This is a genomic window from Sciscionella marina DSM 45152 (genome assembly GCF_000379465.1).
Taxonomy (GTDB): Bacteria; Actinomycetota; Actinomycetes; order Mycobacteriales; family Pseudonocardiaceae; genus Sciscionella; species Sciscionella marina.
This window is the reverse complement of the sequence record NZ_KB905381.1, coordinates 840,420-854,946: the sequence shown is the minus strand read 5'-3', so window position 1 is coordinate 854,946 and position 14,527 is coordinate 840,420. Positions and strand designations below refer to the sequence as shown.

General features: G+C 66.2%; 14 protein-coding genes. 2 read left to right on the top strand and 12 right to left on the bottom strand.

Features of this window, described 5'->3' with window-relative positions; translation table 11 throughout:
• Positions 1-16: 16 nt before the first annotated feature.
• From A37U_RS0109980 to A37U_RS0109960, 5 genes are all read right to left on the bottom strand, one after another.
• Positions 17-496, bottom strand: coding sequence for an OsmC family protein (locus tag A37U_RS0109980; RefSeq protein WP_020496494.1), 480 nt, complete (start codon positions 494-496; stop codon positions 17-19).
• The gene (locus A37U_RS0109975) at positions 496-1,179 is read right to left on the bottom strand and encodes a GntR family transcriptional regulator (protein WP_040587213.1); all 684 of its coding nucleotides are present in this window, start codon (positions 1,177-1,179) and stop codon (positions 496-498) included. The genes A37U_RS0109980 and A37U_RS0109975 overlap by 1 nt, the downstream gene beginning before the upstream one ends.
• Positions 1,180-1,280: 101 nt before the next feature.
• Positions 1,281-2,207 (bottom strand): 2-hydroxyacid dehydrogenase, encoded by a 927-nt coding sequence (locus tag A37U_RS0109970; RefSeq protein WP_020496492.1) that lies wholly within the window; start codon positions 2,205-2,207, stop codon positions 1,281-1,283.
• Positions 2,204-2,848: a response regulator gene (locus A37U_RS0109965; protein ID WP_020496491.1), complete on the bottom strand. Its 645-nt coding sequence runs from the start codon at positions 2,846-2,848 to the stop codon at positions 2,204-2,206. Before A37U_RS0109965 ends, A37U_RS0109970 begins: the two co-directional genes overlap by 4 nt.
• Entirely contained in the window at positions 2,839-3,999 is a 1,161-nt protein-coding gene (locus A37U_RS0109960) for a sensor histidine kinase (protein ID WP_020496490.1), read from the bottom strand. The genes A37U_RS0109965 and A37U_RS0109960 overlap by 10 nt, the downstream gene beginning before the upstream one ends.
• A 201-nt stretch (positions 4,000-4,200) precedes the next feature.
• Here A37U_RS0109960 and A37U_RS0109955 point away from each other — a divergent pair, with 201 nt between their 5' ends.
• Positions 4,201-4,983 (top strand): lysophospholipid acyltransferase family protein, encoded by a 783-nt coding sequence (locus A37U_RS0109955; RefSeq protein ID WP_083933361.1) that lies wholly within the window; start codon positions 4,201-4,203, stop codon positions 4,981-4,983.
• Positions 4,976-5,620 (top strand): DedA family protein, encoded by a 645-nt coding sequence (locus A37U_RS0109950; protein ID WP_020496488.1) that lies wholly within the window; start codon positions 4,976-4,978, stop codon positions 5,618-5,620. Before A37U_RS0109955 ends, A37U_RS0109950 begins: the two co-directional genes overlap by 8 nt.
• 21 nt (positions 5,621-5,641) lie before the next feature.
• On the opposite strand, the gene A37U_RS0109945 is transcribed toward A37U_RS0109950, so the two are convergent.
• The 7 genes from A37U_RS0109945 to A37U_RS0109915 form a co-directional block, all read right to left on the bottom strand.
• Complete coding sequence (locus A37U_RS0109945) at positions 5,642-6,646, bottom strand: ABC transporter ATP-binding protein (protein WP_020496487.1); 1,005 nt, start codon at positions 6,644-6,646, stop codon at positions 5,642-5,644.
• Positions 6,639-7,640, bottom strand: a complete 1,002-nt coding sequence (locus A37U_RS0109940; protein WP_026197056.1) for an ABC transporter ATP-binding protein — start codon at positions 7,638-7,640, stop codon at positions 6,639-6,641. Before A37U_RS0109940 ends, A37U_RS0109945 begins: the two co-directional genes overlap by 8 nt.
• A gap of 47 nt (positions 7,641-7,687) precedes the next feature.
• A complete protein-coding gene (locus tag A37U_RS0109935) occupies positions 7,688-8,608 on the bottom strand; it encodes an ABC transporter permease (protein ID WP_020496485.1) in 921 nt (306 codons plus the stop codon).
• Positions 8,601-9,527 carry an ABC transporter permease gene (locus tag A37U_RS0109930; protein ID WP_020496484.1) on the bottom strand — a complete coding sequence of 309 codons (927 nt, stop codon included), beginning with the start codon at positions 9,525-9,527 and terminating at the stop codon, positions 8,601-8,603. The genes A37U_RS0109935 and A37U_RS0109930 overlap by 8 nt, the downstream gene beginning before the upstream one ends.
• Before the next feature lie 103 nt (positions 9,528-9,630).
• Positions 9,631-11,241, bottom strand: a complete 1,611-nt coding sequence (locus A37U_RS43015; protein ID WP_020496483.1) for a peptide ABC transporter substrate-binding protein — start codon at positions 11,239-11,241, stop codon at positions 9,631-9,633.
• A gap of 45 nt (positions 11,242-11,286) precedes the next feature.
• On the bottom strand, positions 11,287-12,912 hold the full coding sequence (locus A37U_RS0109920; protein WP_040586888.1) for a peptide ABC transporter substrate-binding protein: 1,626 nt from the start codon (positions 12,910-12,912) through the stop codon (positions 11,287-11,289).
• A gap of 22 nt (positions 12,913-12,934) precedes the next feature.
• The gene (locus A37U_RS0109915; protein ID WP_476707419.1) at positions 12,935-14,326 is read right to left on the bottom strand and encodes a peptide ABC transporter substrate-binding protein; all 1,392 of its coding nucleotides are present in this window, start codon (positions 14,324-14,326) and stop codon (positions 12,935-12,937) included.
• Positions 14,327-14,527: the final 201 nt, after the last annotated feature.

The following is a 14,527-nucleotide window of genomic DNA, read 5'->3' as shown; positions in this document are numbered from 1 at the left end:
GCCGCGCCCCTGCCGATCACGCCACGGAATGAACCAGGCAGGAACTCTGGGTCTTGACGGGGAAATTGACCGAGTTCGCGATGAAGCAGCGATGGTGCGCGTCCTCGTGCAGCGCCTCGGCGCGCTCGCGCATCTCCTCGCTCGCCACGGTGACCACGGGGTTGAGTACCACCTCGGCGAACGCCCCGCCGGCACGCGCGGATTCGCGCATGGTGCCCTGAGCCTGATCGGTGTACGCGGTCACCACGATGCCCTCGAGGGCGCACAGCGCGAGGTAGCTGAGCATGTGGCATTCGGAGAGCGCCGCGACGAGGAAGTCCTCCGGGTTCCATCGTTCGGCCTCGCCACGGAAGGTGGGGTCGGCGCTGCCCTGCAGGGTCGGCTTGCCCGCGGCGCGCACCTCGTGATCGCGCCCGTAGCCGCGGTAGCTCGCGGTGCCCTCACCGGTGTTCCCGGTCCACTCCACGGTGATCCGGTAGTCGTGCTCGCGTTCCATCAGCGTGTTCCTTCCACGCCCTGCCGGGCATCTGCGTTGTTGGTCGCCAGGGTGGTGAGTACGTGGGCACGGGCGAGCCGTGCCGCTTCGTCCGGCTCGCCTTCGGCGATCGCCTCGATGAGCTGCCGGTGTTCCTCGCCGACCTGTTCGGTGCGCTCGCCGTACCGTTGCCCGTGCAGTGATTCGCGGGTGGAAACCACGATCTGGTCCCAGATCCGGTCGAGCATGCCGAGCGCGATGGCGTTGTCGGCGAGTTCGGCGATCATCCGATGGAAGGCGCGGTTCTGCTCGACGGCTTCGGCGAGGTCACCGCGCTCGGTGAGTTCGTCGGTGCGCTCGGCCTGGGTCCGCAAGCGGTGCAGCGCCGCGGGCGAGAGCTCCCCCTGGCGCTGGCGCAGTGCGGTCAATTCGGCGGTGAGCGCTTCGAGACCGGCGCGCACCCAGTAGGCCTCGTGCACCGCCTTCTCGTCCAGCGCGACCACGGCGACCCCGCGCTTCTCCGGGCGCACCAGGCCGTCTCCGGCGAGCACGCGCAGTGCCTCCCGGACGGGGGTGCGGCTCACCGCGAGCCGTTCGGACAGTTCGAGCTCGGTGATCCGCCGCCCGGGCGCGTATTCCCCGGACACGATCAGCTCGCGCAGCGTGGTGTACGTGGGTTCGGCCCGTACCGGATGCTCGGTCACGGTCGACACGGTACACCATGCATATCGTGGATGCACTGTATACAAAGTATGCCGATTAGGTACCGAGGCACTCTGGTGCCTACTGCTCAGCGCTCGACGACTCAGCGTTCGACGATGTTCTCCAACGGCTCCCCCGCCGCGAACCGGCGCAGCTGGGCGACCGCGAAGTCGGCGGCGCGCGGATAGAAACTCGCCGAGCCGCCCGCCACGTGCGGGGTGATCAGCACTCCGTCCACCGTCCACAATCGATGTCCGGGCGGCAACGGTTCCGGATCGGTCACATCGAGCGCGGCCCGCAACCGCCCGCTCGCGGTCTCGGCGAACAGCGCCTCGGTGTCCACGGTGCGGCCCCTGCCGACGTTCACCACGAGCGCGTCATCCGGGAGCAGGGCGAGCCGTGCGGCGTCGAGCAGTCCGCGCGTCCCCGCACTGTCCGGGAGAACGAGCACGAGGATGTCGGCGCGCGGCAGGATCTCCACCAGTTCGGCGACCCCGTACACCCCGGTCTCCGGCCGCGCCCGGTTCGCCACCGGAACCACCGTGGCGCCACAGGCACGCAGCCGGGTCTCGATCGCCGCGCCGATCGAACCGTAACCGAGGATCACCACCGTGGCGTCGATCAACGAGCGGGTGTGCGCCCGCGCCCAGCTCCCGGTCCACTGCTGACGCACCCAGCGCGGCACATCCCGTTGCGCGGCAAGGACGAGCCCGAGAGCGTGCTCGGCAACGCTCGCATCGTGCAGCCCACGCCCGTTGCACAGCACCACATCCGGGCCCACGAGCGGGAGCAGCTTCTCCACCCCGGCCGAAAGCGCCTGCACGAACCCCAATTCCGGCATGGGACGGGAAAGCAGTTCGGCGGGCGCGGTTCCCTTGTCGTAGGGCAGCACGCAGGCCACCACATCCGAGAGGTCCGCGGGCGGCGGGCGGTCACCGTCGTAGATCTCGGCGGTGACCCCCTCGAGCCGGTCCCGGATCTCCGGCCAGGGCACGAGCACCCGGTTCGTGGAAGGCGGCACCGGATTCACCGCGCCCGCAGATAGGCGAGCACCGCGCGCACCCGGCGATGGTCGTCCTCGGCCTGCGCGAGATCGAGCTTGGTGAAGATGCTCGCGATGTGTTTGGACACCGCGGCGTCACTGACCACAAGCCCCCTGGCGATCGCCGCGTTCGAGCGCCCCTCGGCCATGAGCGCGAGCACCTCGAGTTCCCGCGCGGTGAGCCGGTGCAGCGGATCCTTGCGGTGGCTGAGCAACTGGCGCACCACCTCGGGATCGATCACCGTGCCGCCCTCGGCGATCCTGCCGATATCGGCGGCGAACTCCTCGACATCACCGACTCGGTCCTTGAGCAGATATCCGACCGCTTTCCCGTCTCCGGAGTCGAGCAGCTCGCTGGCATAGGTCTGTTCGACGTACTGGGAGAGCACGACGATCGGCAGCGCGGGTGATTCGGCGCGCAGCGTGAGGGCGGCGCGAATCCCCTCATCGCCGTAACCGGGCGGCATCCGGACATCGGTGATCACGATGTCCACCTCGGTGGCGCGCACCGCGGCCACCAGTTCCTCCCCGGCCGCGACCGAGGCGACCACCTCGTGGCCGAACCGGGAGAGCAGTTCGGCCAGCCCGGCCCGCATCAGTACCGCGTCCTCGGCTACCGCTATGCGCACGGAATCTCCATCCGTAGTTCGGTCGGGCCGCCCCGCGGACTGTGCAGCGCCAGCGTGCCACCGGCGACGGCGACCCGGTCACCGAGCCCGGTGATCCCGGTGCCCGCCTGTGGATCGGCACCACCGACCCCGTCGTCCCCGATGATCATGCGCAACCGGCTGTCGTGCAGCTCACCGTGGACCCAGCAACGGCTCGCCGCGCTGTGCTTGGCCACGTTCGTCAACGCCTCGCTGACCACATAGTAGGCGGCGACCTCGACCGGTACCGGCAGCCGCGCGCCGAGTTCGAGCGCCACTTCGACCGGCACCGGGGAGCGGCCCGCGATGTCCTGCACGGCGGCGGGCAGCCCGCGGTCGGTGAGCACCTGCGGATGCACTCCCCTGATCAGTTCGCGGATCTCGGCGAGCGCGAGCTTGGCCTGCTCGTGCGCCTCGTCGAGGTCCCGTGCCGCGGTGGATCCCTGGGGCACCCCGAGTTTAGCGAGCCCGAGCTTCACGGTGAGCGCCACGAGCCGTTGCTGTGCCCCGTCGTGCAGATCGCGCTCGATACGGCGGGCCTGAGCCTCGAACACATCCACCAGCCGGGCCCGGGAGCGCAGCACCTCGCCGAGCTCGGCCTCGCCGGGCGCGAGGATGGCGCGGGTCATCGCGGCCCGCGCACCGGCCCACGCGGTGAGCGCGTACGCGGCGAGCGGCAGCAGGAAAAGCCCGATCGGGAAACCGACGATGCGGATCGCCAGCAACAGGTTCGGCTGCCATGGCATGCTCAGGCACAGCACCGGGATACCGAAGAGAATGACCCCGAGCATCACGTCGATCAGGTACAGCGCGAGCGCGGACACCGCGATGTACCCCAGTTCGCGCAGCCCCAGCCGGTCGGGCCGGGGCAGCGGAACCCGGTCCACCAATCGGTTGCGCAGCCGTTCGACTCGGCCACCGAACAGACAGGACAGCAGGATCAACGCCGCGGCGAGCCCGTAGAACAGCGGCTCGTTGTCCGTGCCCCCGCTCACCGCGGTGGTCAGCATTATGGTGCCGATGGCGAGCGGAACCCCGCCGAGCACGTACAGCACCGCGCGCCACGGCCACGAGGAGCCGAGGAACTGCAGCGGGCGCTGGGCCACGGCCTCGAGCGCGGTGTCGACGGGCACGTGCTGCAGCGTAGCCAGAACGGCGCCGAACCCGCGGTAGAGCTAGCCATACCCCGAGTTCTCGTGGCTGGGTCAATGCGCACGAAATCGGTGCTCGGGTTGACTCACGGGCATGGTCGATCAGGGTCGGGTATCCGGGCTCATTCAGGGCGTTCCCGGACGCCGGGGCACTTCGAGAACTGTGATCGTGACGACGTGAACATGCTGCGTACCCCTCTTGCGACGCCGCGGGCCGCGGTGCCCGGCCCTTATCAGGTCAGCTCGCCGTGCGACACCGGTTGCGTGGCGCACCGCGCACCGAAGACCGGCAGGCTGACCGCCGCGCGCCGGTTGCGCGGGGCCACGGCCTCGCTCACCGGAACCGGTCCGGTCGGCGCCCGGGCCGCCGCGCTGCTCGACGCCCTCGAGGTCACCGTGGACACGAACGCCACCCGGCTGAGTGTGCCCGCGGAAACCGGAACCCTCGTGGTGGCCAATCACATCTCCTGGCTGGACATTCCCGGGCTGCTCGCGATCGAACAGACCTGCCAGCTTGCCAAGGCCGAGATCGCGGAATGGCCGGTGATCGGCGGGCAGGCGGCAAGGGCGGGCACCGTGTTCATCGATCGCTGGTCGATCCGCTCCCTCCCGGACGCGGTGGCCAGCCTGGCCACGACCTTGCGAGCGGGCCGTTCGGTTCTGGTGTTTCCCGCGGCGACCACCTGGTGCCGGGCGCCAGGCGGAACCTTCCGGCGCGCTGCCTTCCAGGCGGCGATCGAGGCGGGCGCGCCCGTGCGCCCGGTGCGCATCGACTATCTGCAGCGCGGGGAACCGAGCACCGTCCCGGCCTATATCGGCGAGGACAGTCTGGTGCGTTCGGTCGCGCGGGTGCTGCGGGCCGGTGAGTTGACCATGCGGGTTCGCGTCCGGCCCGAGGCCCCGCACCACGGCGAGCGGCGCGCGCTGGCCGCGGCCGCGTACGAGGCGGTGTGCACCGATGTTTGAGCTGCTGGACACCCTGACCACGGTGCTGCGCGAGAACCTGGACCAGCCCTGGCTGTGGCTGCTGGTGTTCGGCATCGCCGCACTGGACGCGGTGATCCCGCTTTCCCCGAGCGAGACGACCGTGGTGACCGTCGCGGTGCTGATCGGCCCGGATCCGGCGCGGCTGCTGCTGTTGTTCGCGGTCGCCGCGGGCGGGGCACTGGCCGGGGACTGCGCGAGCCACCTGATCGGGCGCCGCGCGGGGCCCGGGCTGCTGCGCAGGATGCAGCGCACCGAACGCAACCGGCGCCGCTACGAATGGGTGCGCACCCGGACGAACAAATACACCCCGCTGCTGGTGATCGCGGGCCGCTATCTGCCCGGTTGCCGGTTCGCGACCGGGATGGCGACCGGAAGCATGCGCTACCCGTTCGGCCGGTTCCTCGCCTTCGACGCGCTCGGCGCCTGCGGCTGGGCCGCCTACAGCGTGCTCATCGGCTACATCGGCGGCTCGCAGTTCACCGATGATCCGCTCAAGGGCCTGCTGCTGGCCTACGGTCTCGCGCTGTTGCTGTGCGGCTGCGTGGAGGTCGGGCGCCGGATCGCGGCGCGGCGCAGGCAGGCGAACACCGAGGTCCGGGTCGGCGAACCGGTCTGATCCGCCGCCCGGCCACGGTCTTCAGCCCGCGATGACCTCGGGCTTCTCCTCGGCGAAGTGGCAGGCCGAGAGGTGCCCGCCGGCCCGGACCTCGAGGGCCGGGGTCTCCTGCGCGCAGATGTCCTGCGCCTTCCAGCAGCGGGTGCGGAACCGGCAGCCGGACGGCGGATCCATCGGCGAGGGCACATCCCCGGTCAGCCGGATGACCTCGCGATGCCCGCGCAACGTCGGATCGGGCACCGGAACCGCGGACAGCAGCGCCTGGGTGTACGGGTGCGTCGGGTGTTCGTAGATCTGGTCCTCGGTACCGATCTCGGCGATCTTGCCGAGGTACATGACCGCCACCCGATCGCACAGGTGACGCACCACGGACAGGTCGTGCGCGATGAACACGTAGGAGAGCCCGAATTCCTTCTGCAGGTCCCCCAGCAGGTTCATCACCTGGGCCTGGATGGACACGTCGAGCGCGGAGACCGGCTCGTCGCAGATGATCACCTTCGGGCGCAGCGCGAGCGCCCTGGCGATCCCGATGCGCTGGCGCTGGCCGCCGGAGAACTGGTGCGGGTACCGGTTCAGGTGCTCCGGGGAGAGCCCGACCACATCGAGCAGTTCCCGGACCTTCTGCTCCCTGCTGCCCTTCGGCGCGACCTCGGGGTGGATCTCGAACGGTTCCCCGACGATGTCGCCGACGGTCATCCGCGGGTTCAGTGAGGTGTACGGGTCCTGCAGGATGATCTGCATGTCCCGGCGCAGCGCCTTGAAGTCCTTGCCGCGCAACGAGAACATGTCCTTGCCCTGGAAGACCGCGCTGCCCGATGTCGGTTCCTCGAGCCGCATCAGCACCTGCGCGAGGGTGGACTTGCCGCAGCCGGACTCGCCGACGACCCCGAGCGTCTCCCCCTCGTTCAGCTCGAACGACACCCCGTCGACCGCCTTGACCTGGCCGACGATGTGCTTGAACAGCACACCCTGGCGCACCGGGAAGTGCTTGACGAGATCGGTGACCTGGAGAATGGGTTCAGCCATTGTTGATCAGCTCCGATGCGAAGTGGCAGCGGCTGGCCCGGCCCTCGCCGAGCTGGTGCAGTTCGGGCATCTCGGTGCGGCAGCGGTCCTCGGCGCGGGTGCAGCGCGGGTTGAACGGGCAGCCTTCCGGGATCCGCATGAGGTTCGGCGGCAGGCCCTTGATCGTGTTGAGCTCCTGCCCCCGGACGTCCAGCCGCGGGATCGACTCGAGCAGCGCCAGGGTGTACGGGTGGGCCGGATTGCGGTAGAGCGAGTAGACATCCCCGGACTCCACGATCCGACCCGCGTACATCACCGCGATCCGGTCGGCGACATCCGCGACCACCCCGAGGTCGTGGGTGATCAGGATGAGCGCCATGTTCCGTTCCCGCTGCAGTTCCCCGAGCAGGTCCATGATCTGCGCCTGCACGGTGACATCCAGGGCCGTGGTCGGCTCGTCGGCGATGAGCACCTCGGGGTCGAGCGCGAGCGACATCGCGATCATCGCCCGCTGGCGCATCCCGCCGGAGAACTCGTGCGGGTACTGGGTCACCCGGCTCTGCGGGTTCGGAATCTTGACCAGGTCGAGCAGTTCGACGGCCCGCTTGCGCGCGTCCTTGCGGGACATCCCGCGCCGGATGCGGAACTGCTCCTCGATCTGGAACCCGACGGTGAACACCGGATTGAGCGCGGAGAGCGAGTCCTGGAAGATCATCGCGACCTCCTCCCCGCGCACCGCGACCCTGCGGCTCTCGGTGGCGGTGAGCAGATTCTCGCCCTGGTACCGGACTTCGCCGCCGGTGACGAATCCGGGCGGGGAATCCAGGATGCCCATCACCGTCTGCGCGGTGACGCTCTTGCCCGAGCCGGACTCGCCGAGCACGGCAAGGGTCTCCCCCGGGTCCACGTGGTACGAGACGCCGTTGAGCACGGTGGCCACGCCGTCCCTGGTGCGGAACTCGACGTGCAGATCGGAGACTTCGAGAGCCGGTTGGCCCTGTGCGTCCTCGGTCATGGTCGTGGCGGTGTCGCCGCCTTGCTGAATGTCGGTCACCGTGTCTCCTAGCGGCTCTTCGGGTCCATCGCGTCGCGCACCGCGTCCCCGAGCATCACGAAGCCGAGCACGGTGAACGTCACGAATCCCGCGGGAATGAGCAACATGTGCGGCGAGGTCTCGAAGTAGGTGGCCGCGTCCGAGACCATTACGCCCCAGGATACGACCGGCGGGCGCAGACCGACACCGAGGTAGGACAGGGTCGCCTCAGCACCGATGTTCGCCCCGAGCGCGATAGTCGCGTACACCATCACCGGCGCGATCGAGTTCGGCAGCAGGTGCCGGAAGATGATCCGGGGCGTGCTCGCGCCGAGCGAGCGTGCCGCCTTCACGTAGTCCTGCTGCTTGGCGGTCAGCGTGGCCGAGCGCATCAGGCGCATCGAGATCGGCCAGGACAGCACCGCGATGGACAGCACCACCTGCAGGATGATCGCCACCTGGCCGGGGCTGGACTGCGGCGGGTTCAGCGTGGTGAGCACGACGATCGCGCCGAGCATGAACGGCAGCCCGAAGAAAATGTCCCCGATCCGGGAGATGATCACGTCGACCCAGCGGCCGAAGAACCCGCCGAGCACGCCGAGCAGTACACCGACGACCACCTGGACGACCGTGGCGCCGATACCGACCAGCATGGAGGCGCGGGCGCCGTAGATGACCCTGGAGAAGATGTCCCGGCCCTGGGTGTCGTAACCGAACCAGGCGTCCCCGCCGGGTGACTGGCGCGCCTTGGACAGGTCGCCGAGGTTCGGATCGACGGAGGTGAACAGGCCGGGGAAGGCCATCATCACCACGATGATCAGGATGATCACGCAGGAGATGACGAACAGCGGGTTCGTGCGCAGTTCCCGCCACGCGTCCGCACCGAGGCTGCGCGATTTCTCGGCCCGGTCCGGTACTCCGGGAGCGAGGGTGGCGTCTCCACTAGTCATAGCGAATCCTTGGGTCGAGAACGGCGTAGAGCAGGTCGACGATCAGGTTCATCACCAGGAACACCAGCACCAGGATCGTCACCAGGCCGACGACCTGCATGCTCTCCTTGGTCTCGATGCCCTGTTTGACGAGACCGCCGATCCCCTTGATGTTGAAGACCCCCTCGGTGACGATCGCGCCACCCATGAGTGCGCCGAGGTCCTGGCCGAGGAAGGTCATCACCGGGATCGCGGAGTTGCGCAGCAGATGGATCCCGATGACCCGTTTCTGCGGTTGCCCCTTCGCTATGGCGGTGCGCACGTAGTCCGCGCGCTTGTTCTCCTTGATCGAGGTTCTGGTCAGCCTTGCCACATAGGCCATGGAGAGGCTGGCGAGCACGAAGCCCGGCGCGATCAGCTCACCCCAGGGCGCGTCCGAGGAGACGGTGACCGACATCCAGCCGAGGTCCATGCCGAACACGACCTGGATGATGAAGCCGGTGACGAACACCGGGAGCGAGATCAGCACCAGGGTCGAGATCATGACCAGGTTGTCCACGAAGCGCTTGCGCCCGAGGCCGGTGATGATGCCGGCGGCCAGCCCGATGACTCCTTCGAAGATCAGCGCGATGATCGCCAGCCGCACCGTGATCGGGTACGCCTGACCGATGAGCGTGCTGATGTCCACACCACTGTAGGTCTGCCCGAAATCGCCTTGGAACAGCTTTCCGAGATAGAGGAAATACTGGACGAAGATGTTCTGATCGAGGTTGTACTTGTGCGTCATCTGCTCGATGTACGCCGGAGGACAAGCACGATCACCACATTTACCGGCGAACGGATCACCCGGTACGAGCCAGACGAGCACGTAAATCAGCAGTGTCGTTCCGAAGAACACCGGTATGAGCTGTAGTAGCCGTCGAAGGATGTAACGGCCCATCTATCCTCTCCTCGGGGTTTTGTCGAGGCGGTGCCGCCGCCACCGGCCCCGATCCGGGCTTCCGGGGACGGCGGCACCGTCGGCTTGGTGGCCTATTGTGACCTCAGTGCTTGGCCGGCTCGAAACCGGGTACGTACGGCTTGTTGAACAAGCTGAAAGAACCCTTCGACAATTTGTCCGACCAGCCGTAGGGGACGTTGTAGAAGAACAGCGGGATCACCGGCATATCGTTCTTCAACATCTTCTCGGCATCGCTGTAGAGCTTGTTTCCGCTGTCCGAATCGGGCGCTGCGGCGGCCTCGGCCAATTTCTTGTCGAATGCCGGGTTCGAGTATTCGAACTTGTTCGCCGAACCGCCGGTGCCGTAGAGCTGGGTGAGGAAGTTCTCCACCGTCGGGTAATCGGCGACCCAGGTGCCACGGAACGCGCCCGGGTTCTTCTTCGCCCGGACAACCTGGTTGAACTGGCCGAAGCTGGTCTGCATGTCCAGCCGGCACTTGAGTCCGAGCGTCTTGGTGATCGAGCCACACGCGGCCTCGATCCACTCCTTGTTACCGCCATCGGAGTTCGAGGAGATCGAGATCTCGCCCTTGTAGCCGGACTTGGCGAGGAATTCCTTGGCCTTGGCGGGATCGTACTTGCACATATCCCCGCAGGCACCGGGCTGCGCGCCGTCCATCACCGGCGGCACCCAGCCGTCGGCCGGGCTCCGCGTGCCGTGGAAGATCTGCTTGGCGATCTGTTCCCGGTCGATGGCCAGGGAGAGCGCCTTGCGCAGATTCGGGTCCCGGTACTGCGGGACGTACTGCGGGAGCCCGAGGTAGCCGAAGGTCATCGAGTTCTTCTGCGCGTTATGGTCCTTGAGGTCCTGCTTGTACTTGCCGTCCGCGAGCGCAAGCGGGGGCAGCGTGTCGTCGAAGTCGAGGTTGCCCGAGACCAGGTCCTGATATCCGGCCTCAGCCGTACTGTAGATGCGCGACTCTACGTTCTTGAACTTGACCTTGTTCGAGCCCTGGTACCCGTCGTTGCGGGTCATCTTGATGTAGGTGTTCGGCCGACGCTCGACGAATTTCATCGGGCCGTTGCCGATGGGGTGATCCGCCCACTTCTCCTTGTCCGGTGCCTTGAAGAACTGGTCTGGCATCGGGAAGAAGGCTTCGTAGCCGAGCTGCTTGTCGAAGGTGGAGAACGGCGCGGACAGTGTCACGGCGAACTCGTAGTCGCCCTTGACCTGGAGCCCGGACATCTTGTCTGTCTTCGGCTTGGCTTTCTCGTCCTCCGGGTGCACGTCCTCGTAGCCCTTGATGGCGTGCAGGTAGTTGGCATCCACCATGGCGTTGGGCGCGTAGGCGGTGTAGTTCCACGAGTCCACGAAGTTCTTCGCCTTGACCTCGGTGCCGTCGTGGAACTTCCACCCCTTCTTGATCTTGATGTCATAGGTGGTGGGTGAGGTCTTCTGCACCGAATCGGCCATCTGCGGGACCGGCTTCCCGGTGTCCGGGTTGTAGCTGTAGAGCCCGGTCCACATCAGGTCGACGACATTGGAGCCGCCGTTCTCGTTGGTGTCACCCGGGAGCAGCGGGTTCTCCGGCTCGGTGTTGTAGAACGAGACGGAGTCATCACCCGAGCCCGCTCCGCCCCCGCCGCAGCCGGCGAGCACGAGTGCCGCCACCATCGGTAGTGCGAGCAACGCTCCCTTGCGTGGATATCGCATACTGCTACCTCTTGCTCTCATCCATTGTGGACAGTCCAATACGGATCATTTGGCCAACCGGATCGAACTCAGGTCCGCTACCCGCTTGAGCTTGTTCAGTTTCACCGACTTGATCTTGTCGGAGTATCCGGCGATCCCCTGCTCGCTCCACAGTGGAATGTGCGGCATGCTCGCAGTGAGCAGCCGCTCTGCCGCCCCGAAGTCCGCGGCCGCCTCCTGCTCGGTCGAAGCGGCCCGGGCCTGTTTGAGCTTGGCGTCGAAGCCGGGGTTCGAGTAATCGATGAAGTTGGAGCTGCCGCCCGTCTCGTACTGCGCGGCGAGCTCGCTGTCCGGAGACGGGAAGTCGTAGTTCCACGTCCCGCGGGTCATCCCGGTGAGCTGATGGGACTGCTGTTGCTGGCGCAGCACCTGGAAGGTCGGCACCGGATCGAACCGCAGGGACACCCCGGTCCCCTGCAGCGCCTTGTTCACCGAGTTCACCACGGCCTCGATCCACTCCTTGTGCCCGCCGTCGGCGTTGGACTGGATCGGGATCGTTCCCCGGTAGCCACTGCGCTGGACCAGTGCCTTGGCCTGCTGCGGATGGTATTCGCAGTACTGCCCGCAGGCGTTCGGCGCCGAACCGGGCACACTGTCCGGTACGAAACCATCCATCGGCTTACGCGCATTGTTGAAGATCTGCTTGGTGATCTGCGCGCGGTCGATCGCCATCGAGATGCCGTGCACCAGATCCGGATTGCGCCAGGCGGGATCGCGGTACTGCGGGATCGCGAGGAACTGATCGCTCATCACGGTTCCACCGAGGGTCCGCCCGTCCAGGTCCTTCTGGTACTTGTCCTCGACCAGCGCGGAGGGCGGGACCATCTCCATGAAGTCCAGGTTTCCCGACTCCAGATCGCGGTAGGCCGCGTCCTGGCTCTGGTAGACCTTGAACTCGACCTTGTCCACGGCCGGCTTGTCCTTGCCCGCGTAACCGTCCCAGCGCCGCAGCGTGGTCTGCACCGAGGGCTGGTAGTCGGCGAACTCGAAGGGGCCGTTGCCGACCGGCTTCTTCGCCCACTGGTCCTTGTCCTTCGCGGCGAAGAACTGCGCGGGCATCGGGTAGAACGCGTTATAGCCGAGTTTCTGCTTGAAGGTGACGTTCGACGCGCTCAGGGTCACTCTGAACTCGTAATCGTTCACCTTCTGCAGACCCGACATCTTGTCCGTGGCCGGTTTGGCTTTCTCGTCCGCGGGGTGCACATCCTTGTACCCCTTGATGTCGGAGAAGAATGCGGCGTCGTTCTGCGCATGGGGAGCGTAGGCGGCGTAGTTCCAGGCGTCGATGAAGTTGTCCGCCTTCACCTCGGTCCCGTCCTGGAACTTCCACCCCTTCTTGAACTTGACGTCGAAGACGGTGTTCTTCTCACTCGGCGTGATCGAAGTAGCCATCTCATTCTCGGCCTTACCCGTGTCCGGGTTGTACTTGAGCAAGCCCGACCACATGGCATCCACGATCTTGCCACCCTCGGATTCCTGGGTATTGCTCGGAATCAGCGGATTCTGCGGATCGTTCCCGTACAGAGTGACGGTTCCGTCCTCCGCCTTGCCCGCCCCGCCGCCGCAACCGGCGAGCACCAGTGCGGCGGCGAGCGGTAGTGCGGGCAAGACCCCCTTGCGCGATACGCGCATCCTGTGACCCCTCAATTTCCCGTCAGGAACTCTTGGGCTTGATCGTGGTGAGTACGGGCAGGCGCTTGAGCTTGCTCAGCTTCACCGAAGCGATCTTGTCCGAGTATCCGGCAGTCCCCGTTTCCGTCCACAGTGGAATCTGCGGCATGTCGTTCACGAGCAGTTTCTCGGCTTCGGAGAACTTCTGGTTGGCCTCCTGGTCGGTCGGCGCCTCGAGCCCTTCCTGCATGGCAGCGTCGAACTTCGGGTTGGAGTACTTGGTGATGTTCGTGCTGCCTCCGGTCTTGTACAGCGCGAGCAGGATGTTGTCCTGGGACGGGTAATCGAAGTTCCACCCGGACCGTACGAGACCGGAGAGCTTGAAGGACTGCTCCTGCTGGCGCAGCACCTGGAAGGTCGGCACCGGAGAGAACTGAGCCTTGACACCGGTTCCCTCGAGCGTCTTGTTGATCGAGTTCGCCACCGCCTCGATCCACTCCTTGTGCCCCGCATCCGCGTTCGACTGGATCGGGATCGTGCCCTTCCAACCCGCCTTCTGAATGAGCTCCTTGGCCTTCTGCGGGTTGTACTGGCAGAACTCGCCACAGGCGTTCTTGGCCGAGCCCGGCACGGCGGACGGAACCCAGCCGTCCATGGGTTTGCGGGATCCGTTGAAGATCTGCTTGCTGATCTGCTCCCGGTCGATCGCCATCGAGAGGCCGTGCCGGAAGTCCGGGTTCTTGAGCGCCGGGTTGTCCAGATACTCGGGGACCGCCACGTTCGTCGAGGTGGTCAGATCGTTGTTGAGTACCCGGCCGTCGAGATCCTTCTTGTACTTGTCCCCGGCAAGCGCGGACGGCGGCATGGCTTCCATGAAGTCCAGGTTGCCCGACTGCAGGTCACGATAGGCCGCATCCAGGTTCTGGTAGATCTTGAAATCGACTTCCTTGATCTGGGCCTTGTCCTTACCCTGATAGTTGTCATTCCGCACGATCTTGGTGTCGACCGCGGGCTGATAGGACTTGAACTTGAACGGGCCGTTGCCGACCGGGTTCTTCGCCCATTTGTTCTTGTCCGGGGCCTTGAANAANNNNTCNGGCATCGGNTAGAANGCNGTGTANCCNAGNTTNNNCTTGAANGNGATGTTCGGCGAGCTCAGNGTCACCTTGAACTCGTANTCGTTCACCTTCTGCAGACCCGACATCTTGTCCGTGGCCGGCTTCGCCTTCTCATCCTCCGGGTGAACGTCGTTGTACCCCTTGATGTCGGAGAAGAAGTCCGCGTTGTTCTGCCCGTTCGGGGCATAGGCGCCGTAGTTCCAGGCATTGATGAAGTTGTCCGCCTTCACCTCGGTGCCGTCGTGGAACTTCCAGCCTTTCTGGAACTTGATGTCGAAGACGGTGTTCTTCTCGCTCGGCGTGATCGAGGTGGCCATCTCGTTCTCCGGAGCCATGCTCTCCGGGTCGTAGTTCACCAGCCCCGACCAGAGGGCATCGACCACCATGCCCCCCTCGGTTTCCTGGGTATTGGTAGGAAGCAGAGGATTCTGCGGGTCACCCCCTCGGATCGAGATGACCCCGTCACCGGAGGCCGCCGAGCCGCCACCACCGCCGCAGCCGGCGAGCACGAGTGCGGC